Annotated in this window: 21 protein-coding genes; 13 read left to right on the plus strand and 8 right to left on the minus strand. The window is 70.3% G+C overall.

All coding sequences use genetic code 11. The annotated features are described in order from the left end of the window. The first annotated feature begins 162 nt into the window (after positions 1-162). The 3 genes from hemB to D7I44_RS09115 all read left to right on the plus strand — a co-directional run bounded on the left by hemB (position 163) and on the right by D7I44_RS09115 (position 2,976). Complete coding sequence (gene hemB / locus D7I44_RS09105; RefSeq protein WP_245980242.1) at positions 163-1,101, plus strand: porphobilinogen synthase; 939 nt, start codon at positions 163-165, stop codon at positions 1,099-1,101. Further along, positions 1,098-2,414, plus strand: coding sequence for a glutamate-1-semialdehyde 2,1-aminomutase (gene hemL, locus D7I44_RS09110; protein ID WP_120789210.1), 1,317 nt, complete (start codon positions 1,098-1,100; stop codon positions 2,412-2,414). Before hemB ends, hemL begins: the two co-directional genes overlap by 4 nt. Positions 2,415-2,592: 178 nt before the next feature. Continuing rightward, positions 2,593-2,976 (plus strand): hypothetical protein, encoded by a 384-nt coding sequence (locus D7I44_RS09115; protein ID WP_120789211.1) that lies wholly within the window; start codon positions 2,593-2,595, stop codon positions 2,974-2,976. Between the two features lie 33 nt (positions 2,977-3,009). On the opposite strand, the gene D7I44_RS09120 is transcribed toward D7I44_RS09115, so the two are convergent. Continuing rightward, positions 3,010-3,420, minus strand: a complete 411-nt coding sequence (locus D7I44_RS09120; RefSeq protein WP_120789212.1) for a DUF1304 domain-containing protein — start codon at positions 3,418-3,420, stop codon at positions 3,010-3,012. A 35-nt stretch (positions 3,421-3,455) separates the two neighbouring features. Beyond that, positions 3,456-4,391: an aldose 1-epimerase family protein gene (locus tag D7I44_RS09125; RefSeq protein WP_120789213.1), complete on the minus strand. Its 936-nt coding sequence runs from the start codon at positions 4,389-4,391 to the stop codon at positions 3,456-3,458. A gap of 100 nt (positions 4,392-4,491) precedes the next feature. Between D7I44_RS09125 and D7I44_RS09130 the strand changes: the two genes are divergently transcribed. From D7I44_RS09130 to D7I44_RS09140, 3 genes are all read left to right on the plus strand, one after another. Further along, positions 4,492-6,615 (plus strand): S53 family peptidase, encoded by a 2,124-nt coding sequence (locus D7I44_RS09130; protein WP_120789214.1) that lies wholly within the window; start codon positions 4,492-4,494, stop codon positions 6,613-6,615. A 74-nt stretch (positions 6,616-6,689) separates the two neighbouring features. Continuing rightward, positions 6,690-7,385 (plus strand): polyprenol monophosphomannose synthase, encoded by a 696-nt coding sequence (locus D7I44_RS09135; RefSeq protein WP_120790874.1) that lies wholly within the window; start codon positions 6,690-6,692, stop codon positions 7,383-7,385. Between the two features lie 22 nt (positions 7,386-7,407). Beyond that, complete coding sequence (locus tag D7I44_RS09140) at positions 7,408-7,959, plus strand: YbhB/YbcL family Raf kinase inhibitor-like protein (RefSeq protein WP_120789215.1); 552 nt, start codon at positions 7,408-7,410, stop codon at positions 7,957-7,959. A gap of 104 nt (positions 7,960-8,063) precedes the next feature. On the opposite strand, the gene D7I44_RS09145 is transcribed toward D7I44_RS09140, so the two are convergent. After that, positions 8,064-8,699: a LysE family translocator gene (locus tag D7I44_RS09145; protein WP_120789216.1), complete on the minus strand. Its 636-nt coding sequence runs from the start codon at positions 8,697-8,699 to the stop codon at positions 8,064-8,066. Between the two features lie 43 nt (positions 8,700-8,742). Here D7I44_RS09145 and D7I44_RS09150 point away from each other — a divergent pair, with 43 nt between their 5' ends. Genes D7I44_RS09150 through D7I44_RS09160 form a run of 3 tightly spaced genes read left to right on the plus strand, consistent with a single transcriptional unit; the run spans position 8,743 to position 12,317 of the window. Beyond that, on the plus strand, positions 8,743-10,278 hold the full coding sequence (locus tag D7I44_RS09150; protein ID WP_120789217.1) for an MmgE/PrpD family protein: 1,536 nt from the start codon (positions 8,743-8,745) through the stop codon (positions 10,276-10,278). After that, positions 10,278-11,180, plus strand: coding sequence for a methylisocitrate lyase (gene prpB, locus D7I44_RS09155; protein WP_120789218.1), 903 nt, complete (start codon positions 10,278-10,280; stop codon positions 11,178-11,180). The genes D7I44_RS09150 and prpB overlap by 1 nt, the downstream gene beginning before the upstream one ends. 3 nt (positions 11,181-11,183) lie before the next feature. After that, positions 11,184-12,317, plus strand: coding sequence for a bifunctional 2-methylcitrate synthase/citrate synthase (locus D7I44_RS09160; RefSeq protein WP_120789219.1), 1,134 nt, complete (start codon positions 11,184-11,186; stop codon positions 12,315-12,317). 3 nt (positions 12,318-12,320) lie between these two features. Here D7I44_RS09160 and D7I44_RS09165 read toward each other — a convergent pair whose 3' ends face one another. Then, positions 12,321-14,462 carry a beta-glucosidase family protein gene (locus D7I44_RS09165; RefSeq protein WP_220093750.1) on the minus strand — a complete coding sequence of 714 codons (2,142 nt, stop codon included), beginning with the start codon at positions 14,460-14,462 and terminating at the stop codon, positions 12,321-12,323. Between the two features lie 156 nt (positions 14,463-14,618). Between D7I44_RS09165 and D7I44_RS09170 the strand changes: the two genes are divergently transcribed. Then, the gene (locus tag D7I44_RS09170) at positions 14,619-15,230 is read left to right on the plus strand and encodes a TetR/AcrR family transcriptional regulator (protein ID WP_120789220.1); all 612 of its coding nucleotides are present in this window, start codon (positions 14,619-14,621) and stop codon (positions 15,228-15,230) included. Here D7I44_RS09170 and D7I44_RS09175 read toward each other — a convergent pair. Genes D7I44_RS09175 through D7I44_RS09185 form a run of 3 tightly spaced genes read right to left on the minus strand, consistent with a single transcriptional unit; the run spans position 15,203 to position 16,147 of the window. Then, a complete protein-coding gene (locus D7I44_RS09175; protein ID WP_120789221.1) occupies positions 15,203-15,526 on the minus strand; it encodes a hypothetical protein in 324 nt (107 codons plus the stop codon). The genes D7I44_RS09170 and D7I44_RS09175 overlap by 28 nt on opposite strands. A gap of 34 nt (positions 15,527-15,560) precedes the next feature. Beyond that, complete coding sequence (locus D7I44_RS09180) at positions 15,561-15,905, minus strand: type II toxin-antitoxin system PemK/MazF family toxin (RefSeq protein ID WP_120789222.1); 345 nt, start codon at positions 15,903-15,905, stop codon at positions 15,561-15,563. Further along, on the minus strand, positions 15,902-16,147 hold the full coding sequence (locus tag D7I44_RS09185) for a ribbon-helix-helix protein, CopG family (RefSeq protein ID WP_120789223.1): 246 nt from the start codon (positions 16,145-16,147) through the stop codon (positions 15,902-15,904). The genes D7I44_RS09180 and D7I44_RS09185 overlap by 4 nt, the downstream gene beginning before the upstream one ends. Before the next feature lie 157 nt (positions 16,148-16,304). Between D7I44_RS09185 and D7I44_RS09190 the strand changes: the two genes are divergently transcribed. Next, complete coding sequence (locus tag D7I44_RS09190; protein WP_120789224.1) at positions 16,305-17,258, plus strand: DNA-3-methyladenine glycosylase family protein; 954 nt, start codon at positions 16,305-16,307, stop codon at positions 17,256-17,258. Between the two features lie 16 nt (positions 17,259-17,274). Next, complete coding sequence (locus tag D7I44_RS09195; RefSeq protein ID WP_120789225.1) at positions 17,275-20,997, plus strand: proline dehydrogenase family protein; 3,723 nt, start codon at positions 17,275-17,277, stop codon at positions 20,995-20,997. 4 nt (positions 20,998-21,001) lie between these two features. On the opposite strand, the gene D7I44_RS09200 is transcribed toward D7I44_RS09195, so the two are convergent. Next, on the minus strand, positions 21,002-21,367 hold the full coding sequence (locus D7I44_RS09200) for a GntR family transcriptional regulator (protein ID WP_120789226.1): 366 nt from the start codon (positions 21,365-21,367) through the stop codon (positions 21,002-21,004). Positions 21,368-21,695: 328 nt separating this feature from the next. Here D7I44_RS09200 and D7I44_RS09205 point away from each other — a divergent pair, with 328 nt between their 5' ends. Next, positions 21,696-22,400, plus strand: a complete 705-nt coding sequence (locus D7I44_RS09205) for a C40 family peptidase (protein ID WP_120789227.1) — start codon at positions 21,696-21,698, stop codon at positions 22,398-22,400. Positions 22,401-22,461 lie beyond the last annotated feature (61 nt).

Below are 22,461 nucleotides of genomic sequence, written 5' to 3' on the forward strand. Positions count from 1 at the left end.
GCGGGCCGGTCTGCTCGACTGCGCTGAAGGGTCATCGGTGCTCGTGACTTCGCGCTATCGACGTGGCCGGAGGGACGTTCAGGTGCGGCGAATAGGCTCGAGCGCGTGAGTGACGTGCTGCATCCCCATGTCCGCCCGCGCCGACTGCGCTCCACCCCGGCCATGCGGCGGCTGGTCGCCGAGACCCGGCTGCACCCCGCAGAGCTGATCCTGCCGATGTTCATCCGCGAGGGCGCAGGCGGGCCGGTTCCGGTCGGCAGCATGCCCGGTGTCGTGCAGCATTCGCTCGACTCGTTCAGGGCGGCGCTGCACGAGGCAGCCGCCGCCGGCATCGGCGGGGTGAACCTGTTCGGCGTGCCGGAGGTGCACGACGCCATCGGCTCCGGTGCGACCGACGAGAACGGCATCCTCAACGTCGCCACGCGCATCGCGCGCGAAGAGGTGGGCGACGCCCTCGTCATCCAGACCGACCTGTGCCTCGACGAGTTCACCGACCACGGGCACTGCGGTGTGCTCGCCGCCGACGGCAGCGTCGACAACGACGCGACGCTCGTCCGCTATGCGGAGATGGCTCTTGCGCAGGCATCCGCCGGCGCTCATCTCGTCGCCCCGAGCGGCATGATGGACGGCCAGGTCGCCGTCATCCGCGAAGCGCTCGATGAGAACGGATTCCACGACACCGGCATCCTCGCCTACTCGGCCAAGTACGCGAGCGCGTTCTACGGCCCCTTCCGCGAGGCGGTCGACAGCCAGCTGAAGGGCGACCGGCGCAGCTACCAGCAGGACCCGGCGAACCGCCGCGAAGGCCTGCGCGAGGCGACGCTCGACCTCGCCGAGGGCGCCGACATCGTGATGGTGAAGCCCGCGATGGCGTACCTCGACGTGCTCGCCGACGTCGCCGCCGTCTCGGACGTGCCGGTGTGGGCCTATCAGGTCTCCGGCGAGTACGCCATGGTCGAGGCCGCCGCCGCGCACGGCTGGATCGATCGTGACCGTGCCATTCTCGAGACCCTCACCGGCATTCGCCGCGCGGGCGCCGACGCCGTGCTCACCTACTGGGCCGTCGAAGTCGCGACCCGACTGCTGGGGCGCTCGGCATGACCACGAACGAAGAGGCCTTCGACCGCGCCCGCCGAGTCATCCCGGGCGGGGTCAACTCGCCGGTGCGCGCGTATCGCTCGGTCGGCGGCGCACCGCGCTTCCTGACGTCGGCGCGCGGCGCGTACGTCACCGACGTCGAGGGCCGCGAGTACGTCGACCTGGTCGCGTCGTGGGGGCCTGCGATCCTCGGGCATGCGCACCCGGAGGTCGTGAAGGCTGTGCAGGATGCCGCGGGCCGCGGTCTCTCGTTCGGCGCAACCACCCCGGCCGAGACCGAGCTGGCCGAGCTCCTGATCGCGCGGCTCGGCGGCGGCACAGAGGCCGGCGGCCTGGTCGACGAGGTGCGCCTCGTCTCGACCGGCACCGAGGCGACCATGACGGCGATCCGCCTCGCACGTGGGTTCACGGGGCGGCCGCTGCTGATCAAGTTCGCCGGGCACTACCACGGCCACTCGGACGGGCTGCTGGCCGAAGCCGGCTCCGGCGTCGCGACGCTCGCCCTCCCGGCATCCGCCGGTGTGCCCGAGCCGATCGCCGCACAGACGCTCGTGCTGCCGTACAACGACCTCGACGCCGTGCGCACCGCCTTCGAGGCGCACCCCGGCGACATCGCTGCCGTGATCGTCGAGGCCGCAGCCGCGAACATGGGCGTCGTCGCGCCGCTGCCGGGCTTCAACGCAGGGCTCACCGAGCTCGCCCACGAGTTCGGGGCGCTCGTCATCCTCGACGAGGTGCTGACGGGGTTCCGGGTCAGCGCGCAGGGATATTGGGGCCTGGAAACCAGCTACACCCCCGACCTCGTGACCTTCGGGAAGGTCATCGGCGGCGGCATGCCGCTCGCCGCGCTCGGCGGTCGCCGCGAGGTGATGGAGCATCTCGCCCCCGTCGGGCCGGTCTACCAGGCGGGCACGCTGTCAGGGAATCCGCTCTCGGTCGCCGCGGGCCTCGCGACGCTGAGGCTTGCCGACGGCGCGGTCTACGACCGGCTGTACCACGTGAGCGAGACGCTGCAGCGTGAGGTCTCCGCTGCGCTGACCGCCGAGGGCGTCGCACACACGATCCAGCGTGCGGGCAACCTGTTCTCGGTGCTGTTCGCCGAGCAGCCCGCCGTGAACTACGCGCAGGTGCAGGCGCAGGACGCCTACCGCTTCGGTCCCTTCTTCCACGCCATGCTCGAGCAGGGCGTCGCCCTGCCGCCGAGCGTCTTCGAGGCGTGGTTCGTGACGGCCGCCCACGACGACGAGGCCATCGAGCGCGTCGTCGAGGCGCTGCCGATGGCGGCGCGAGCGGCCGCGCAGGCATCCGTGGTCTGAGTCGCCACCCGGTCGTCAGAAAGCCCGCCTGGGCGTCCGCGTGACGTGACCTTTCGACGACCCGCGCGCGGCCGTCTTGGCCCGGTCGTCAGAAAGTCCGCGCTTGCGGCCGCAGAACGCGACAAAGCGACGACCCCGCATCCGCGACGCGGCATGGGGGACAGGGCAGACTAGCCCTATGGCCGATCTGCATGTGCACCGCGACCGACTCGAAGTGCGGCTGAGCCGCGCAGAGAAACTGCTCGCGCTGCGCAAGGACGACCTCGTCATCCCGCGTTCGGCGATCCGCTCCGTGGCGATCACGCAGGACCCGTGGATCTGGATTCGCGGGGTGCGCGTGCCCGGCGCAGGCATCCCGCTCACGCTCGCCATCGGCACGTGGAAGTACCACGGCGGCAAGGACTTCCTCATCGTCAAGGGCAAGTCGCGCCCGGCCGTCGTGATCGACATCGATCAGAGCGAGGCGGGCGGGGTGGCCGACGGCTACGACCGTGTCATCGTCTCGACGACGCATGCGACCAAGCTCATCGAGGCGCTGCGCACCGGGGCCGAGGAAGCGTAGACGTCAGAAGCTCACCCTCGCGAGCGCAGCTCGCTATGCGGCAGCCGCGATGACCGTCAGCCCGAGCCCGATCAGCGGCGCGAGGCCCTGCGTGAGTGCGGCGGCCGCGAACTGGCGGCCCAGGGTCAGCAGCACGAGGGATGCCGCGAGCATGCTGCCCGTGCTGAGGAACACCAGCGCCAGACCCGCTGAACGGAGCCCGGTCGAGTGCAGCCCGCTCGCGAGCAGCACCACGCCGATGATCGCGCCGATCGCGAGGAACAGGTTGTAGAAGCCCTGGTTGTAGGCGAGATCGCGGTTGGCATCCGCCTGCGCCTGGTCTGCGACGTTGAACCGCTTCCAGACGGCGGGGCGGCGCCAGCCGAAGCTCTCCATCCAGAAGATGTAGAGGTGCAGCAGCGCGGCGAGCACGACGACGATGCAGGCGATGACGAGAACGACCATGGCTCAGCTTTGCACGCGGCGGCGGCTGCGCCATGTCACAGCGCGGCGATCGTCCAGCCTGCCGTGTGGGATGCGCCCGGCGCGAGGACCACCAGGTCGGTGCCGGAGTTGAACGCGTCGGGCGGGCATGTCATCGGCTCGACCGCGAGGCCGATGCGGTGCAGCGCCGCCTCGGCGACCGGGTCCGGCCGGTCGGCGGTGTGCACCTGCACCCACGGGCACGCGCTGTCCCACGAGATGGCGACGCCTGCGCCCGATGCGGTGCGCACTTCGACGGATGCGTGACCTGAAGCATCCCGCGACAGCGACGTGAACGCGTGGTCGATGAAGACGTCGCCGATCGCGCGCGTCTCGCGGAAGTCCCACGCGCCGTCGTTCGCCACGTCGACGGGCGAGACGCGCACTGGAAGCAGCGTGTCGGGCGTGACCTCGAGCACCTCGTCGGCGGGCAGCAGCAGCGACCAGTCGTCGACGTGACCGGGGCCTGCCACGAGGTAGGGGTGCGGGCCGGTACCCCACGGCGCGGAATCCGCACCGGTGTTCACGCCGGTGATCGAGGAGTGCAGACCGGTGTCGGTGAGCTCGTACGCGACCTCGACGTCGATGCGGTGCGGGTAGCCGGGCTGCGCCACGATCGTCGCGCCGAGCGTCACGCGCGACGGGGTCTGCTCGATCGCGCCGAAGTCGAGCCAGCTCGCGAGGCCGTGCAGCGCGTTGCCCCGCTCGGGCTCCGTGAGCGGCACCTGGAACAGCTCGCCGCCGAAGGTGTACGCGCCGCCGGCGATCCGGTTCGGCCACGGTGCGAGCGCAGCGCCGCGGTAGGCGGGGCGCACCTCGTCGGCCCCGAACGGCACGACCAGATCGCGACCACGGAAGGTGAGCGAGCGCAGCGTGGCGCCGATCGACGCGACGGTGGCGCGGTAGTCGCCGAAGTGGAGTTCGTACTGGGTGCCGGACAGAGGGCGCGTCATGCCTCAACGGTAGTGCGGTGCCGCCGGTGCCGCCGGTGCCGATGGGCGGCCCCCATTCGGGTGCCTGACGGTACGCCGTGCGGATTCCTAGGATTCGAGAGTGCCTCGACGTGCGCGCGCCCGACTCGCGACGGCCGCAGCCGTCACCGCCCTGCTGACCCTCGGAACCGCGGGGGTCGCGTTCGCCTCGACCCCGTCGCCGAGTCCGGCGTGGCAACAGGTGCCCTCCGGCCCGACCGGCGGTCAGCTACCCGGTGCGACGGCCTTCGGCGACACTCCGGGTGACACGCCTGAGCAGGTCTCGTTCGTGCTCAAGGGCCAGCGCATCCAGCAGCTGAAGCAGGCCGTGCTGCGGGGCGCGCAGCCGCAGCTGTCCGTCGCCCAGTTCGCGTCGGGCTACGGGCAGTCGACGCGGGACATCGGCGAGCTGACGAGCTACCTCTCTCGCTTCGGCATCCGCTCGACCGTGTCGCCCACCCGTCTGAACGTCGTGACCAGCGGAACCGCAGCCGCCTACAACCGAGCGCTCAACGTGAGCCAGCGGCAGTACCACGTGCCGGGCCCGCGCGGCTGGAACGGGAAGCCGGGGCGGCAGCAGAACGTGCATGCGCCGACGAGAGCGCCGCAGCTGCCGCCGCAGCTGGCCGGTGACGTGACTGCGATCTTCGGTCTGAGCAACTACGCGGCGTTCACGAGCTCGGCTGCCGCGAGCGCGGGCTCAGGCGCCGCGGCTGCCGGCGGAGCTGCCGCGCCGCAGGCGATCAGCGCGGCGCGCTTCGAGGCAGCGGCCGCCGCTGCGCATCCTGCCGACGATCCCCAGTGGAACAACGAGTTCTGTGCGGAGTTCACCGGCTGGCCCATTCAGTGCAACCTGCCGAGCGACTTCGCATCGCGCTACGGGCTGGACGGCGTGACCGTGAACGGACGCCCAGGCGCCCCCGCGGCCGACGGTACCGGCCAGACGATCGGCATCGTGACCTTCGCGCCCTACGAGACCGGTGCCGCTGAGGAGTTCTGGTACAAGCAGACGCTCACGCCGCAGCTGCCGCGCACCGTCACCGTGCGCGACGTCGACGGCGGTCCCGGACCCGTGAACGACTACTCGGCGGAGACCGACATCGACGTCGAGCAGGCGGGCGGGGTTGCGCCCGGTGCGAACATCGTGGTCTACCAGGCGCCGAACACGGACGCAGGTGCCATCGACGCGCTCTTCCAGGCCGCGGGTGAGAACGTCGCAGGCTCGGTGAGCATGAGCTGGGCCGACTCCGAGACCTTCGTCGACCTCGCGCTGGCGAACGGCGAGGCGAGCAGCGGCTGGCGGGATGCTTTCGACCTGGTGTTCCTCGAGCTGGCTGCGCAGGGTCAGTCGACTTTCGTCGCGACCGGTGACCAGGGTCCGTACCAGGCGTATTCCGAAGACGGCATCAACACCACGAACCTCACCGTCAACGCCTTCGCGGCGAGCCCGTTCGTCACTGCGGCGGGCGGCACCACGCTGCCGTTCGAGGTCGACTATCAGGGCGACGGGAGCGCGACCGAGCATGTGACCGTGCCGGCCGAGCGGGCATGGAGCAGCGACTACCTCTGGCAGGCGGCCGCCGACACCTGGTCGGACTACACCTACACCGACGGCGCAGACCTCTTCCTCCTCTACGGCGGCTCGGGCGCCGATGTCGGTGCCACGGGTGGCGGCTACAGCGCGCACGAGCCGATCCCTCCCTACCAACGCGCGGTCTCGGGCGGCACGAGCTTCACCGCCGTCCAGCATCTGACGCCGACCACCCCGACAACGCTTGCGCCGGGCTTCAGGCTGCCCACCGAGTGGACCGTCAACCAGTACCCCGCGCTGGTGCACGGCAGGGCGACCGGCCGCGGGGTTCCCGACCTGTCCGCCGACGCCGACCCGAACAGCGGCTACCTCTACTACGCGCCGGTGGCCTTCGGCCTCATTCCCGGCGGCGGCGGCACGAGCTACGTGGCCCCGCAGTTCGCGGGAGCGGCGGCGGTCATCAATCAGGCGAACCATGCACGCAGCGGATTCTGGAACCCGGCGCTCTACGCCGCGGCATCCGGTCGGAACTCGCCCGTCACCCCGCTCAGCTCGGCGGGCGCCGGCAACGACAACACCTATTACACGGGCACACCTGGCACCGTCTACAACCCGGCGACCGGTCTCGGGGTCCCCGACTTCTCGAAGATCGCCGCGGTCCTGCGCCGCCACTAGGGATTCTTGGGCGGTGACATAGCCGCGGCCCGATAGCGTTCTCCCTGGTGACTGCGCTGGACAACGTGCTCGTGATGATTCCCACCTACAACGAGCGGGACAACCTCGAGTGGATAGTGGGGCGCGTGCGCGCGGCGCAGCCCGACGCCCATGTGCTCGTCGTCGACGACTCGTCGCCCGACGGCACCGGCGAACTGGCCGACGCGCTCGCCGCGGCGGACCCGCACGTGCACGTGCTGCATCGCCCCGGCAAGCAGGGGCTCGGCCGCGCGTACATCGAGGCGATGCGGTGGGGCGTCGCGCACGGCTACGACGTGCTCGTCGAGCTCGACGCCGACGGGTCGCACCAGCCGGAGCAGCTGGGACGGCTGCTGGAGAAGACGGACGACGCAGACGTGGTCCTCGGGTCGCGCTGGGTGCCGGGCGGGTCGGTCGAGAACTGGCCGTGGTACCGGCAGGCGATCTCGCGCGCGGGCAGCGCCTACGCGCGCGTCGTGCTGGGGCTCGGGGTGCGCGACGTGACGGGCGGGTACCGCGCGTTCCGGGCATCCGCTCTCGATGCCCTCGACCTCGACACCGTGCACAGCCATGGGTACGCGTTCCAGGTCGACATGCTGCAGCGCGCCGTGCGAGCGGGTCTCGACGTCGTCGAGGTGCCGATCACCTTCGTGGAGCGCGAACGCGGGGCGTCCAAGATGTCCCTCGGCATCGTCGCAGAGGCGATGCTGCGCGTAACCGTGTGGTCTCTCACGCGCCGCCGTCGCTCGTAACGACCGGACGTAGGGTCGAGTCATGACCGAAAACTGGCACGACCCGTACGCCGAGCTGGCGCAGCTGCGCGACTTCGGGTCCTTCTCCGTCACCAGCTCCTCCGTCGATCACGGCCAGCCGATTCCGGCCGTGCACCGCTCGCCCGGCCAGGGCGGCTCGTCCATCTCGCCGCAGCTCTCGTGGGCCGGTTTCCCGGCCGAGACGAAGAGCTTCGCCGTGACACAGTTCGACCCGGACGCGCCCACCACCTCAGGCTTCTGGCACTGGGCTGTCTTCAACATCCCCGCGAACGTGACCGAGCTGCCTGAGAACGCGGGCGTCCTCGGCGGCGCGAATCTGCCGGCCGGCGCCGTGATGCTGCGCAACGAGCTCGGCGAGCGCGCCTACACGGGCGCCGAGCCGCCCGCGGGCACGGGCACGCACCGCTACTTCACGGTCGTGCACGCCGTCGACGTCGACGCCCTCGACATCCCACTCGACGCGAGCCCGGCGATCCTCGGCTTCAACCTGCACTTCCACACGCTCGCCCGGGCGATCCTGGTCCCCACGGCGACTGCGGAGGACTGGCAGTAGTCCTGTAGTCCTTCTTTCCCGCAGTTCCTGCACCCGAGGGCTGAGTTCAGGTCGCTCCGCAGCGCGGACGGGGACCCGAGCCCACCCCACGGGGCGTCCGAGGCTCAGGTAGCGCGGCGGGCGAAGGCCAGGACCCCGCCGAGCGCGATCATCATCGCGCCGCCGGTCGCCGAGAGGGTCTCGATGCGGCGCGGGCTTCGGGCGAACCAGTCGCGCGCCGAGCCCGCGATGAGAGCCCAGACGCTGTCAGAGCAGAACGCGATCAGGCCGAAGAGCAGACCCAGGATGCCGAGCTGAAGCGGCACCGGCCCGGCATCGGGCGACGCGAACTGCGGCAGCACGGCGACGAAGAACGCGAGCGTCTTCGGGTTGGTGAACCCCACGATCACGGCCTGGCCGAAGATGCGGCGAAGAGGTGCCGGTGAGGCATCCGTCGCCACCGCCGCCTTCGCCTTGCGTTGCAGGATCGTGCGTACTCCGAGGTAGACCAGGTACGCGGCGCCCGCGAATTTCACGATGGTGAAGGCGACATCGGATGCCGCGACCAGCGCCCCCACCCCCAGAGCCACCGCCGCGACGAGCCCGAGCGAGCCGAGCGTGTTGCCCGCGACGCTCGTGATCCCGGCCGCGCGCCCCAGGGCGATCGACCGGCCGAGAGTGAACAGCACGCTCGGCCCGGGGATCACGATCAGCACAAAAGCCGCCGCGGCGAAGGTGAGCAGCGTTGTGGGGGAGGGCATGTCATCAGGGTAGGAGTCGCGCGCCCCTCGGTAGGGTGACCACGTGGAAACGCATCACGTCCGAGTCCATCGCAGCGACGAGAACCTGGCCAGAGAAGACCAGCTCGCCTGGAAGATCGCGCAGCTCGCGGCCGACAGCACCCCGGCCGACGACGACGTCGCCGAGATGGTCGTGAACCGGGTCATCGACAACGCGGCGGTGGCCGCGGCATCCCTCGTGCGCGCAGCGCCCGCCGCCGCCCGCGCGCAGGCGCTCGCCCACCCCGTCTCCATCGGCGGGGCCGGCGCGACCGTGTTCGGTGCCGCGCTGAACCGGCGCGCGTCGGTCGAGTGGGCCGCCTGGGCGAACGGCGTGGCCGTGCGCGAGCTCGACTTCCACGACACCTTCCTGGCGGCGGAGTACTCGCACCCGGGCGACAACATCCCGCCCGTGGTCGCCGTCGCGCAGCATGCGGCGGCCCGCGGCCTGACCGGGGCCGATGTCGTGCGCGGCATCGCGACGGGCTACGAGGTGCAGATCGATCTCGCCCGCGCGATCAGCCTGCACGCGCACAAGATCGACCACGTGGCGCATCTCGGCCCGAGCGCGGCGGCGGGCATCGGCGCGCTGCTGGGGCTCGAAGCATCCGTCATCTACCAGGCCATCGGGCAGGCGCTGCACACGACGACCGCGACGCGCCAGTCGCGCAAGGGCGAGATCTCGTCGTGGAAGGCGTACGCGCCGGCCTTCGCCGGGAAGATGGCGGTCGAGGCGGTCGACCGCGCGATGCGGGGCCAGACCAGCCCGACGCCCATCTGGGAGGGCGAGGACGGGGTCATCGCCTGGCTGCTGGACGGGCCGGATGCGTCGTACGACGTCTCGCTCCCAGCTGTCGGCGAGGCGAAGCGCGCCATCCTCGACTCGTTCACGAAGGAGCACTCGGCCGAGTACCAGGCCCAGGCCTGGATCGACCTGGCCCGCAGACTGCACGACGAGTACCCGCTGATCTTCGACGACGTCGCGCGTGTCGAGAAGATCGTGCTGAAGACCTCGCACCACACACACTTCGTGATCGGCTCTGGGGCGAACGACCCGCAGAAGTACTCGCCGGATGCCTCGCGCGAGACCCTCGACCACTCGATCCCGTACATCTTCACCGTCGCCCTGCAGGACGGCGGCTTCGATCACGAGACCTCGTACGCGCCCGAGCGCGCGCACCGGCCCGACACCGTCGCCCTGTGGAAGAAGGTGACCACCGTCGAGGACCCCGAGTGGACCAGGCGGTACCACTCGCTCGACCCCACCGAGCAGGCGTTCGGCGGCGCGATCGAGGTCACCTTCACCGACGGCTCGGTGATCGACGAAGAAATCGCGGTCGCCGACGCGCACCCGCAGGGCGCGCGGCCGTTCGCCCGCGCCGACTACGTGCGCAAGTTCCGCACGCTGGCCGCGCCCGCGCTCGAGCCGGAGGAGATCGAGCGCTTCCTCGACGTCGCGCAGCGACTGCCCGAGCTGACTGCTGACGAGCTCGGGCAGCTGACCATCGTCGCGAAGTACGGGTATCTGGCTCAGGCATCCGCACCCGACGGGCTGTTCTGATGCTCTACGCCACGCAGACGGCCGCCGCCAAGCGCGCCGCGTTCCGCGAGCGGCTCGCGGCCGGTGAGCTGCTGCGCTTTCCCGGCGCGTTCAACCCGCTGTCGGCGCGGCTGATCGAGCAGCGCGGCTTCGACGGGGTCTACGTCTCGGGCGCCGTGCTGTCGGCCGATCTCGGCCTGCCCGACATCGGGCTCACGACGCTCACCGAGGTCGCAGGCCGCACGCACCAGATCGCGCGCATGACCGAGCTGCCGACGCTGGTCGACGTCGACACCGGCTTCGGCGAGCCGATGAACGTCGCGCGCACGGTGCAGGAGCTCGAGGATGCCGGAGCCGGCGGCATCCACATCGAAGACCAGGTGAACCCGAAGCGCTGCGGCCACCTCGACGGCAAAGAGGTCGTCGACGACGAGACGGCGATCAAGCGGGTGCGCGCGGCCGTCGACGGCCGCCGCGACCCGAATCTGCTCATCATGGCGCGAACGGATGCCAGGGGCGCCGTCGGCCTGCCGGCCGCCATCGACCGCATGAAGGCCCTGGTGGATGCCGGCGCCGACGCGATCTTCCCCGAGGCGATGACCTCGCTCGACGAGTTCGCCGCGGTGCGGGCGGCCGTCGACGTGCCGATCCTGGCGAACATGACGGAGTTCGGGAAGTCGGAGCTGTTCACCGTGTCGCAGCTCGCCGACGTCGGCGTCAACATCGTGATCTGGCCGGTCTCGCTGCTGCGGCTCGCGATGGGGGCGGCCCTGCGCGGGCTCGACGAGCTCGACGCCCAGGGTTCACTCGCCCGCCTGACCGGGCAGATGCAGCACCGGGCAGACTTGTACGAGCTGATCGACTACGAGGGCTACAACGCGTTCGACTCCGGCATCTTCAATTTCAACCTCACGAAGGAGTGACGGATGACTGACCAGATCGAGATTCACAAGGGGCTCGCCGGCGTCGTCGTCGACACGACCGACATCTCGTCGGTGAATCAGGAGACGAACTCGCTGCTGTACCGCGGCTACCCCGTGCAGGAGCTCGCCGCCAAGTGCTCCTTCGAGCAGGTCGCCTATCTGCTGTGGCACGGCGAGCTGCCGACCGCCGACGAGCTCGAGGGCTTCGAGGCCGTCGAGCGCGGCCAGCGCGCGTTGAGGCCGGAGGTACAGGCGCTCATCGAGCAGACGCCGGTGTCGGGGCATCCGATGGACGTGCTGCGCACCGCGGTCAGCCTGCTCGGCGCTCTCGAGACCCGGTTCCCGGACGACGAGCGCAGCGACTACGAGAAATCCGTTCGCCTGTTCGCGCAGCTGCCAGCGATCGTCGCGTACGACCAGCGGCATCGTCACGGCATGGATCCGGTGCCGGCGCGCGAAGACCTCGACTACGCGTCCAACTTCCTCTGGATGACCTTCGGCGAGCTGCCCGACCAGACCGTCATCGACGCGTTCCGGGTGTCGCTCGTGCTGTACGCCGAGCACTCGTTCAACGCGTCGACGTTCACGGCGCGGGTCGTCGCCTCGACACTGTCAGACCTGCACTCGGGTGTGGTCGCCGCGATCGGCGCGCTCAAGGGGCCGCTGCACGGCGGTGCCAACGAGGCCGTGATGGCGACCTTCAGCGAGATCGGCTCTGCCGACCGTGCCGAGGCCTGGCTCGAGGACGCGCTCGCGAGCAAGAAGAAGATCATGGGCTTCGGCCACCGCGTCTACAAGAACGGCGACTCGCGGGTGCCGACCATGAAGGCGGCGCTCGACTCGCTCGTCGACTACTACAACCGGCCCGACCTGCTGGAGCTCTACACGGCGCTCGAGCAGGCGATGGGCGACGCCAAGAACATCAAGCCGAACCTGGATTACCCGTCGGGCCCCGCCTACCACCTGATGGGCTTCGACACCCCGACGTTCACCCCGATCTTCGCTGCGGCGCGCGTCACCGGTTGGACGGCCCACTTCATCGAACAGCAAGCCCACAACTCGCTGATCCGCCCGCTCTCGCAGTACACGGGGCCCGCGCAGCGCGGTGTGAGGCCGACCGGCCGCGGCCTCGGCTGAGGCTCAGCGACCGAACGTGCGCCCGGCGAGGTTCACCACCCTCGCGGCCTCGACGCCGTCGGCGGCCTTCGCGAGCGCGACCCGATGCGGGCCGTCTGCGATCCGCCAGGCGCCGACCGCGGTGTCGTACGTCGCCAGCAGCCGGGGGTCTGCGGTGACGGTGACCGTCTGCGACTCCCCGGGCCCGAGCTCGACGCGCTGGAATCCGATCAATCGCTGTCGCCGAGTCCCGACCGCATCGGTGAGGTAGAGCTGGGGCACGTCCGCGCCCGCGCGCTCACCGATGTTCGTCACGGTGAAGGTGGCGGTAACCGTCTCGCCGCCTTCGACACGCAGCTCGTCGTAGGCGAAGCTCGTGTAGCTCAGGCCGTGGCCGAAGGCGAACAGCGGTTTCTCTCCGGTCTTCGCGAACCAGCGATAGCCGACCTCGGCGCCCTCCGCGTAGTCGATCGTGACGGCGGTGCCCCAGGGCGTTCCGAGTCCGGGCAGTTCGGGGCGCGGCGTCTGAGAGAGGTCGGCGGGGAAGCTGATCGGCAGCCGGCCGGACGGATTGACGACACCGGCGAGGACTTCAGCGATGGCCTGACCGCCGGCCTGCCCCGGGTACCACGCCTCGACGATCGCGCGCACGCGATCCTTCCATGGCATCACCACGGGGTTCCCCGTCTCGAGCACCACGACCGTGTTCGGATTCGCGGCGGCGACAGCCTCGATGACCGCGTCCTGCCCCCAGGGAAGCGCGAGGTCGGGGTCGTCGAATCCCTCCGAGTCGACCTTGATGGCGAAGACGATCGCCAGGTCCGCGTGGGCGGCTGCGAGTGCGGATTCGGCCGGACTCATGCCGGGGTCGTATTCGAAGTGCGCGTTCGGAAGAAGCCTGCGGAGCTCGGCGAGGGGCGAGGACGGGTGCAGATACAGGTTCCGCCCGACCCCCATCACGCCGGGGCCGCCGATTCTGATCACCTCGGCGTACCCGTCGGGCGGCACGACCGCGCTCGAGCCGCACCCGCTGGCGACGCCGAGCTGCGCGTGCCCGCCGATCACGACGATCGTGAGCGCCGCGTCGGGCGCGAGTGGAAGGGTGCCGTCGTTCTGCAGCAGCACGATCCCCTGCCGAGCGGTCTTCAACGCGATCTCGTGATGCGCGGCCAGGTCGATCTCGGGGGCTGACGCCCATCGATCGACCCCGACCGCGAACATCGAGCGAAGAATCCGCCTGACCATGTCGGAAAGCCGCTCTGCGGGGAGCCCGCCGTCGCGGTGGGCCGCGCGCAGACGGTCGGTGAACCACTCGGTCTGCCACATCATGAGGTCGAGTTGCAGGCCGGATTCCTGGTCGAGACCCGCGAGCGCGGCCTCCCAGCCGGGGGTGCCGCCCCAGTCGGACATCACCCAGCCGCGGAATCCCCAGGTGCGCTTGAGCAGGTCGATCAGCGCGCGGTTTCCGCCGGCGTATTCGCCGTTGATCTTGTTGTACCCGGTCATCACTGCGCCGGGCTGCGACAGCTCGAGGGCGAGTTCGAAGGCGAGCAGATCGGACTCCCGATGCGCTGCCGGGTCGATGATCGCGTCGAGCCAGTGACGGTTCGTCTCGTTGCAGTTCAGCGAGTAGTGCTTGATGGTCGAGATCACACTTTCGTCCTGGATGCCGTTGATCGACTCTGCGCAGAGGACCGCGCTGAGCAGCGGGTCCTCAGACAGGTACTCGAAGTTGCGTCCGTTGCGGGGGTCGCGCTGAAGGTTGACGCCGCCCGCGAGCTGGATGTTGAAGCCGCGGCTGCGCGCCTCGCGGCCGAGCATGCCGCCCGAGGTGCGCGCGAGCACCGGATCGAACGTCGCGCCGAGCGCGATGCCGGCTGGCAGGGCGGTCGCGCCGTCCCCTGGGCGATAGCCGGGGTTCGTGACGCCGAGACTCGCGTCGCTCATGAGCTGCGCAGGCACCCCGAGGCGCGCGACGCCCGGCACGTAGCCGGCGCTCATCGGCGTTCCCTCAGGAATCCGCTCGTCGCGGACGGTGACCACGTCGTTCGTGCCCATCACGCTGACCAGGAGCGAGAACCGCTCGTCGTCGGTCATCTGCTGTTCGATCTCACGCGCCCGCTCATCGGCTGATGATGTCGTCGCTGCCTGCTCGGTCGTGAGCACCGGAGCCTCCTCTTGTCCGTTCCAGGTGTGCAAGTTGGCTTAGTGGGCACAAAGTTAGTGGTCACTATGGCGCGGCGCTAGAGTCGCAGCATCCTGGAGAGAACGGACAGAGCCCTGAGCGCACCGGAGTCGAAGAAGGTCCAGGGCTCGCCGAAGATGGGCCGGCCGCCGAAGACCACCATCGGCGACATCGTCGACGCCGCGATCGAGCTTTTCGGGAGCCGAGGGTTCAAAGGCACCACGATTGCGGCGATCGCCGAGCGAGTGGGGCTGACGGATGCCGGTGTGCTGCATCACTTCCCGACGAAGGCCTCGCTCATCGAGGCGGCGCTCGAGCGCGGCTTGACACTGCAGACGACACGGATGCAGGAGCTGCTCGCACCCGGTGGCCTCGAGGCGATTCAGCGGATGCGAGACTGGGGCGCGATCGTCGAAGAGAGCCTCGAGCTGACGAGCCTGCAGATCGTGATGAGCGCCGAGGGCATCGCGCCGGAGTCGCCCATCCGTGACTACGTGATCGAACGCTATGCGAACACGCACGGCCTCATCGTCGGGCTGATCCGCCAGGGCATCGAGCGCGGCGAGATCCGCAGCGATGCGGACGCGGACTGGGAGGCGTCGGCGCTGGTCGCCTACCTCGACGGCATCCGCCTGCAACGGTTCCTCTCGCGCGACCGGCTCGCGCTCGCCGAGTCCGTACGGCGCTACTTCGACCTGCTGGTCGAGCGGCTGGCCGTCGACTACGAGCGCGCCCGACCGACTCGATAGCCGACGACGAGGGCAACTGCCACCAGCCCGGCGATGAAGAGCACTGCGCCGGCGAGGTGGATCACCTGCCACAGCGGGTTGTATGAGTACGCCGCGGCGAACGACGTGCTCTCGTCGTAGGTGAGGTAACGGCGCGGCAGCGGCTGGTAGGCGAACCACCCGAAGCTCGCCGCGCTCGCCCCGACCCGTGTGAGCAGCCACAGGACGCCGCCGCCGACGGCGACAACGGCGCCGAGCAGCGCAAGCCACCATCTGCTGAACCACGAAGAGAATCGCGGCGCCACATCGTCCGTCATGCGCTCAACCTACGCCGTTCGCTTGACGCGAGCATCAGATGCCGGTGACCAAGCGCACACCGGCACCGAGTTCGTTCATCAGGTATGCCGGGAGTCGCCCGACAGCGTATGGCTGCAGGAATTCACGGCTGACAGGCCCGAGCTGTGTGACCAGAGCGACGGAATCCTTGTCGAGCCCAGACGCTGCGGCCGGCACGAGCACGTTGCCGGGAAATGCTTCGAGAGCGAGGTTCGACGTCAGCGGAACGATCTGCACCGTGCTGATCGCTGTCGCCAGCAACCAGTCATCTTGGAAGATCACGGCCGGACGGACCTTTGCCGGCTGTGATCCGCGTGGCTGGCCGAAGTCCACCCAGACCACATCGCCGCGTGCGGTCACCAGTCGCTTCCGGACTCGATGACGCGCTGCGCCTCGCTGAGGAAGAGATCGGCGTCAGACGCTCGGCCGACCCGAGTCAGAACCGAGTCGGCGATGGCCGTCAGGCGGCTGGCGCCTTCGAGCTCGTCGGCCAGCTTGGCGCCTGCGCGTCGATAGAACTCAGAACGACTCATCCCGTTGCGTGCCGCAATGCGCTCGAATCGCTGGAAGTCGTCGTCCGGAACCGAAATCGCCGTCTTCATCCCCCGAGTATAACCGGTATGACCACGCCGCGGATCACGATCAGGTGCGTGTTCGCGTCGCCGATCGAGCCCATTGCCCGATCCTGCCGCGCGGCCGATGGCGAGCCGCGCGCGCGGGCCGGGCGGCACTGTCAGCGCCGCGGGTTAGCGTGTGGGCATGACGTTGACGGATGCCTCGGCTGAAGCATCCGTCGACGAATCCGCCGGCCCGCTCAGCACCGTCTACGACCCCGCGTTGCCCGTCGACCTGCGCGCGACACTCGGGCCGCTCGGGCGCGGCCCCTACGACCCGACGACCCAGTGGCAGGGCTCAGCGGTCTGGCGTACCTTCACCAGCCCGGAGGGACCGGTGACCCTGCGGCTCGAGCAGAGCAGCACAGGCGCACCGGTGCGGGCACGAGCCTGGGGGCCCGGCAGAGAGTGGGCGATCGACGGGGTTCCGCGGCTGCTCGGGCGCGACGACGACTGGTCGCAGCTCGATCTGTCCAGGCATCCGTTCTTGGCTGAGACCCTGCGTCGCCTGCCCGGCCTGCGCCTGCCCGCGACCCGCCGCGTGTTCGAGGCGATGGCGCCCGCGATCATCGAGCAGAAGGTGACGAGCCTCGAGGCGTACCGCGAGTGGGCCAGGCTCGTGACCCGCTTCGGCGCCCTGCCGCCCGGGCCGCGCCCGGCGATGCCCCGCAAGCTGCGCGTCTCGCCGACGCCCGAGGCCTGGCGCGCGATCCCGAGCTGGGAATGGCATCAGGCGGGCGTCGACCCCACCCGCAGTCGGACGCTCGTGAACGCCGCGAGCCGCGCGAGCGCGATCGAGCGAGCAGAGAATGCCGCGATCCTGACGACCCTGCCCGGCATCGGCCCCTGGACGGCGGCCGAGACTCTCCAGCGCAGCCACGGCGACCCCGACCAGGTGTCGGTCGGCGACTACCACGTGCCGCACTTCGTGGGCTACGCGCTCGCGGGCGACCGGCACTGCGACGACGCCGGCATGCTCGAGCTGCTCGCCCCCTGGGCAGGGCAGCGGCAGCGGGTCGTGCGACTGATCCTCGCGAGCGGGCGACTGCCCGAGAGGCGCGGCCCGCGGGCGACGCTCACCGATCATCGGCGTCGCTAGAAATATCCTCGGAAGCATGGGGAGCCAGGCGAACGTGAGCGAGCTGCAATCCGTCGCCGAGGCCGCGGCCCGGCAGGTGCGTGCGTGGCTCGCCGAACCGGCCCAGCAGTGGCCGACCGGCGCCCGCCGCCTTGCCGAGCTGCTGCGCGAAGAGAGCGGTCTCGACTTCGCCGTCCAGTTCGTCGACGGGGTCGCGAGGCCACGCGACCTGAGCGTCGCGGCTCGGCGCCTGCACGAGCTCTCGGGACGGGTGCCCGCCTCGCTGCACGGCGGGCTGCGCACCGCGCTCGGACTCGGCGGCCAGGTCGGCCCGGTGCTGCCGTGGGTCGTCGTCCCGGCAGCCAGAGCGGCGCTCAGACGGCTCGTCGGGCACCTCGTCGTCGATGCGACGCCTGCGAAGCTCGGGCCGGCGCTCGAGCGCCTCAGGCAGGGCGGCCACCGCCTGAACCTCAACCTGCTCGGCGAAGCGGTGCTGGGCGAAGAAGAGGCAGGGAGCCGGCTCGCGGGCATCCGCGCGCTGCTCGAGCGCCCTGACGTCGACTACGTGAGCGTCAAGGTCAGCAACGTCGTCAGCAATGTGAACCTGTGGGGCTTCGACGACGCCGTGGCCCGAGTCGCCCAGCGGCTCACGCCTCTCTATGAGCTCGCGGGCGCGGGCGGCGAGACGTCGGTCGCGCCCGGCCGCACCAAGTTCATCAACCTCGACATGGAGGAGTACAAGGACCTCGACCTCACCGTCGCAGTGTTCAAGCGAGTGCTCTCCAACCCGCGCCTCGCGCATCTCGAGGCGGGCATCGTGCTGCAGGCCTACCTGCCCGATGCGCTCGACGCCCTGCAGGACCTGACCGAATGGGCGCAGGCCCGTCGCGCGGCGGGCGGCGCGGCGATCAAGGTGCGGCTCGTCAAGGGCGCGAACCTGCCGATGGAGCGCGTCGACGCCGAGCTGCACGGCTGGCCGCTCGCGACGTGGGGCAGCAAACTCGGCACCGACGTCAACTACAAGCGCGTGCTCGACTGGGCCCTGACGAGCGAGCACACGGATGCCGTGCGCATCGGCGTCGCGGGCCACAACCTCTTCGACGTGGCGTTCGCATGGGAGTTGGCGGGGGTGCGCGGTGTTCGCGACCGCATCGATTTCGAGATGCTGCTGGGCATGGCGACGGATGCCGTCGCGAGAACCGTCGGCGGTCTGACGCTGTACACCCCCGTGGTGCGCCCTGAAGAGTTCGACGTCGCGATCTCGTACCTCGTGCGTCGCCTGGAGGAGAACGGCTCGCCCGAGAACTTCATGTCGGCCACCTTCGAGCTGAGCGGCCACGGGCCGAACACCGACGAGCTGTTCGAACGCGAGCGCGGCCGCTTCCTCGACGCGGTCGAGCGCTACGAGGCCGTGCGCGAGCCGGTAGGGGTCGCCCCACTGCCGAACCGCCGTCAGGACCGCGCCCGCGAATGGCAGGACGAGAACGCGACGGCGCTGTTCCACCCCCGCGTCGACCCCGTCGACCCGGCCGGCCAGGCCGCGGGCGACGCGGGCCTCACGAGCGCCGTGCTGGGGCTGCCGCAGCAGGACGCATGGGTGCAGGCATCCCCAGCCGCCCGCAAAGCCGCCGCCTTCGCGCCGCCGCTGCCCGCCGAGTGGCAGGCGCGCGGCGACCGGCAGACGTTCCGCAACGAGTCCGACAGCGACCCGTCGCGGGCGGCGAACCGGGCGTGGGCGAAGCGGATCCTCGCCCGCGTGCCGGGAAGCGACCTCGGCATCGCGGCGGTCATCGCGGCGCGGGTCTCCGACGAGCGCCGGCTCGACCAGCTGATCGCCGCCGTGCGCGCGGCGGGCGTGCGCTGGGCGCAGGCGCCGGGAAGCGAGCGGGCCGACGTGCTCGACTTCGCAGGGCTCGCGATCGCGGCCAACCGCGACCAGCTGATCGAGATCATGGTCGCCGAGACGGGAAAGACCTTCGCAGAGGCCGATGTCGAGGTGACCGAGGCGGCCGACTTCGCGCACTACTACGCGGCGCTCGCCCGTGAGCTCGACACCGTGCAGGGCGCCCGCTTCGAGCCGAGCGCGCTCACGGTTGTCACGCCGCCCTGGAACTTCCCCGTCTCGATCCCCGCGGGCGGGGTGCTCAGCGCGCTCGCCGCGGGCAGCGGCGTCATCGTCAAGCCGGCGCCTCAGGCGAAGCGGTGCGCGGCGGTGCTGGTCGACGTGCTGCACCGCGCGGGCATCCCTCGCGACGCCCTCGCGCTCGTCGACGTCGACGAGGAAGCAGAGGTCAGCAGGCAGCTCATCACCGACGACCGCGTCGACCGGGTGATCCTCACCGGGTCGTTCGAGACGGCGCAGCTGTTCCGCTCGTGGCGCCCCGATCTGCCGCTGCTCGCCGAGACGAGCGGCAAGAACGCCATCGTGGTCACCCCGAGCGCCGACTACGACCTCGCGGTTGCCGACATCGTGAAGAGCGCGTTCGGCAACGCGGGGCAGAAGTGCTCCGCGGCATCCCTCGTGATCCTCGTCGGATCGGTCGCCGACGACGCGCGCTTCCGTCGTCAGCTGGTCGACGCGGCACGCAGCCTGCGCGTCGGACCCGCGACGGATGCCGCGACCGAGCTCGGCCCGCTCGTGCAGCCGCCGACGGGCAAGCTCGCGTGGGCGCTCACCGAGCTCGACGACGGGGAGACCTGGCTCGTGCGGCCGCGGCGCGTCGACACGGAGGGCGACGACGCCCGCCTGTGGTCGCCGGGCATCAAGACCGGCGTCGCGGCCGGCAGTCGCACGCACCTCACCGAGTTCTTCGGCCCGGTGCTCGGGGTCATGCGCGCGCGCACGCTCGCCGAGGCGATCCGGCTGCAGAACGCCGTCGAATACGGCCTCACCGCGGGCCTGCACTCGCTCGATGCGCGCGAGATCGCGCAGTGGCTGCGGGCGGTGGAGGCCGGCAATCTCTACGTCAACCGGCACATCACGGGCGCGATCGTGCAGCGCCAGTCGTTCGGCGGCTGGAAGAAGTCGGCGGTCGGCCCGACGGTGAAGGCAGGCGGCCCGAACACGCTGTTCCCGCTCGGCACCTGGGCGAGCGTGCCCGGCGAGCAGAGCCACAGCCTGCACCTGCGCGGGCTCGACCCCGACGTGCAGCAGCTCATCGAGCTCAGCCAGTCCGAGCTCGCCTACGAGGACTTCGACCTCGTGCGCCGCTCGGCACTGTCAGACGCGATCGCCTACGCCACCGAATACGGGCGGGTGGCGGATGCCGCAGGCCTCACGTCCGAGCGCAATCTGTTCCGCTACCGGCCGGTGCCCGCGAGCATCCGCCTCGGCGACGACGGCAGGCTGCCCGAACTGCTGCGGGTGCTCGCCGCGGCATCCGTCTCGCGCACCCGTTATGACGTGTCCACCAGCGCGTCGCTGCCGGCCGGGATCGCGACCTGGCTCGAGGCGCACAGCGTGCCGGTGAAGATCGAGGACGACGACGCCTGGCTCGCGCGGCTCGCCTTCCGGCCAGAGACCATCGAGGTCGGCGGTCCGGCGATGCACCCGAAGCCCATTCATCGCATCCGGCTGATCGGCGGCAACGGGCTCGCCGCTGCCCGCGCGCTTCGCGGCGACCCGGAGGTCGCGATCTATGACGCGCCCGTCACCGCATCGGGGCGGGTCGAGTTGCTGCCGTTCTTCCGCGAGCAGTCCATCTCGATCACGAACCATCGCTACGGTGCGGTGGCGCATCTGACCGACGATGTGATCTAGCGCCTCAGCGAAGCTCCGCCTTGATCGCTGCGATGACGGCCTGCTCGGCTTCCCGCACGCTCGCGCCCAGGCTCGCAGCCTTGCGTGCGAACTGCGTCGCGGCGGCCTGGAGCTGCTGCTGGACCGCGTCGCCCTGGTTCGCGATGAACGAGCCGCGACGGCCGAACGTCTCGACGATGCCGTCCTCTTCCAAGAGGCGGTACGCGCGGGCCACGGTGTTCACAGCGATGCCGAGCTGATCGGCCAGCTGGCGCACTGTCGGCAGCTTCACCCCGGGCGGCAATGAGCCCTCCCGCACCGCGTTCAGCAGCTGGATTCTCACCTGCTCCGACGCGGGTGCAGGGTTTGCGGCGTCAATTCTCAGTTCCATGCCAGATTTCCCCCCTTGATGGTCTCCACACTCTCAAGGCGGTTCACCGGCACGTGCGTCCCCACGCAGACGTGCACGCCCTTTTTGTGCAGGTCATTGCGAATATCCAACAGGGGAAGCCCCGCCGCCTGCAACCCGGAACCTTGGAATCACCGGAGAATCACCGCGCCGGCAGCGCACGAATGTCGGTGCGTGAGGCAACGCGGGCGCACGGCCTGTCTACCCCGGGACCTTCGGCCCAGTCCGCCTGCATAGAGTCCCAGGCGGCCCCCACCGGGGCTCTCAGTTCTCTGAGTCCCCACCCCCGACCCGAACGACCCGAAACGACATGCGCTCCACCCTGCTCGAAGACCAGCACCACAGCTGGCTCCGCAGGCGCTCTGCTCGCCTGCTCGCCGGTACGACCCTCGCGATCACCGGTTGTCTCGCCATCGCTGTTCCCGCCCACGCGGCCACCGTGAACGCCGCGGCCGCCCCGGCATCCGTCTCTGCATCCTCGACCGATCCGGCCACCATGCAGACGCTCGACGTCTCCGATCGCATCGCCGCGCCGAAGCTCGTGCGCGAGACCTTCACCGCGCTGCCGCCCGATGTGCCCGCGCTGCTGCAGCAAGCCGCGCCGCAGACGGACGCGGCGACGCTCGCCTCGACGTCGGCGGCGCTCGGCGCCATGCCTGGGCAGCGGCTCGCGATCGTCGGCGCCGCGCTCAGCTACCTCGGCACGCCATATGTGCTCGGCGGTGCGAGCCATTCGGGCATCGACTGCTCCGGGCTCGTGCTGGAGGCCTATCAGGCCGTCGGAATGAGCTTCGACCACATCGTCTCAGCCGAGGATCGGGCGGGGCACGAGGTCTCGGCGGCCGACGCCAAGCCCGGCGACCTGATCGTCTTCGACAACCAGAAGCACATCGCCGTCTATCTCGGCAACGGCGAGCTGGTCGCGGCGCGCGAGCCCGGCACGCGCGTGCAGATCGAGCCGGTCAGCAAGTGGTCCGGCATCGGCTATCACTTCACTCGCGTCTTGGCCGACTAGCGCGAATTGTTGCGCTGACCCCCAAAACTGGGAGCGTCCCGTGCGGGCCGCATCGAAGCGT

It is taken from the genome of Gryllotalpicola protaetiae (genome assembly GCF_003627055.1).
GTDB classification, from domain to species: Bacteria; Actinomycetota; Actinomycetes; order Actinomycetales; family Microbacteriaceae; genus Gryllotalpicola; species Gryllotalpicola protaetiae.

Bases quoted from the DNA above. Each gene is read 5' to 3' on its own strand.
- D7I44_RS09160 (WP_120789219.1), top strand. From the start codon at position 11,184: ATGACTGACCAGATCGAGATTCACAAGGGGCTCGCCGGCGTCGTCGTC.
- D7I44_RS09200 (WP_120789226.1), bottom strand. From the start codon at position 21,367: ATGGAACTGAGAATTGACGCCGCAAACCCTGCACCCGCGTCGGAGCAG.
- D7I44_RS09195 (WP_120789225.1), top strand. From the start codon at position 17,275: ATGGGGAGCCAGGCGAACGTGAGCGAGCTGCAATCCGTCGCCGAGGCC.
- D7I44_RS09175 (WP_120789221.1), bottom strand. From the start codon at position 15,526: ATGACGGACGATGTGGCGCCGCGATTCTCTTCGTGGTTCAGCAGATGG.
- D7I44_RS09190 (WP_120789224.1), top strand. From the start codon at position 16,305: ATGACGTTGACGGATGCCTCGGCTGAAGCATCCGTCGACGAATCCGCC.
- prpB (WP_120789218.1), top strand. From the start codon at position 10,278: ATGCTCTACGCCACGCAGACGGCCGCCGCCAAGCGCGCCGCGTTCCGC.
- hemL (WP_120789210.1), top strand. From the start codon at position 1,098: ATGACCACGAACGAAGAGGCCTTCGACCGCGCCCGCCGAGTCATCCCG.
- hemB (WP_245980242.1), top strand. From the start codon at position 163: ATGCGGCGGCTGGTCGCCGAGACCCGGCTGCACCCCGCAGAGCTGATC.
- D7I44_RS09170 (WP_120789220.1), top strand. From the start codon at position 14,619: ATGGGCCGGCCGCCGAAGACCACCATCGGCGACATCGTCGACGCCGCG.
- D7I44_RS09115 (WP_120789211.1), top strand. From the start codon at position 2,593: ATGGCCGATCTGCATGTGCACCGCGACCGACTCGAAGTGCGGCTGAGC.
- D7I44_RS09135 (WP_120790874.1), top strand. From the start codon at position 6,690: ATGATTCCCACCTACAACGAGCGGGACAACCTCGAGTGGATAGTGGGG.
- D7I44_RS09120 (WP_120789212.1), bottom strand. From the start codon at position 3,420: ATGGTCGTTCTCGTCATCGCCTGCATCGTCGTCGTGCTCGCCGCGCTG.
- D7I44_RS09205 (WP_120789227.1), top strand. From the start codon at position 21,696: ATGCGCTCCACCCTGCTCGAAGACCAGCACCACAGCTGGCTCCGCAGG.
- D7I44_RS09125 (WP_120789213.1), bottom strand. From the start codon at position 4,391: ATGACGCGCCCTCTGTCCGGCACCCAGTACGAACTCCACTTCGGCGAC.
- D7I44_RS09185 (WP_120789223.1), bottom strand. From the start codon at position 16,147: ATGAAGACGGCGATTTCGGTTCCGGACGACGACTTCCAGCGATTCGAG.
- D7I44_RS09140 (WP_120789215.1), top strand. From the start codon at position 7,408: ATGACCGAAAACTGGCACGACCCGTACGCCGAGCTGGCGCAGCTGCGC.
- D7I44_RS09145 (WP_120789216.1), bottom strand. From the start codon at position 8,699: ATGCCCTCCCCCACAACGCTGCTCACCTTCGCCGCGGCGGCTTTTGTG.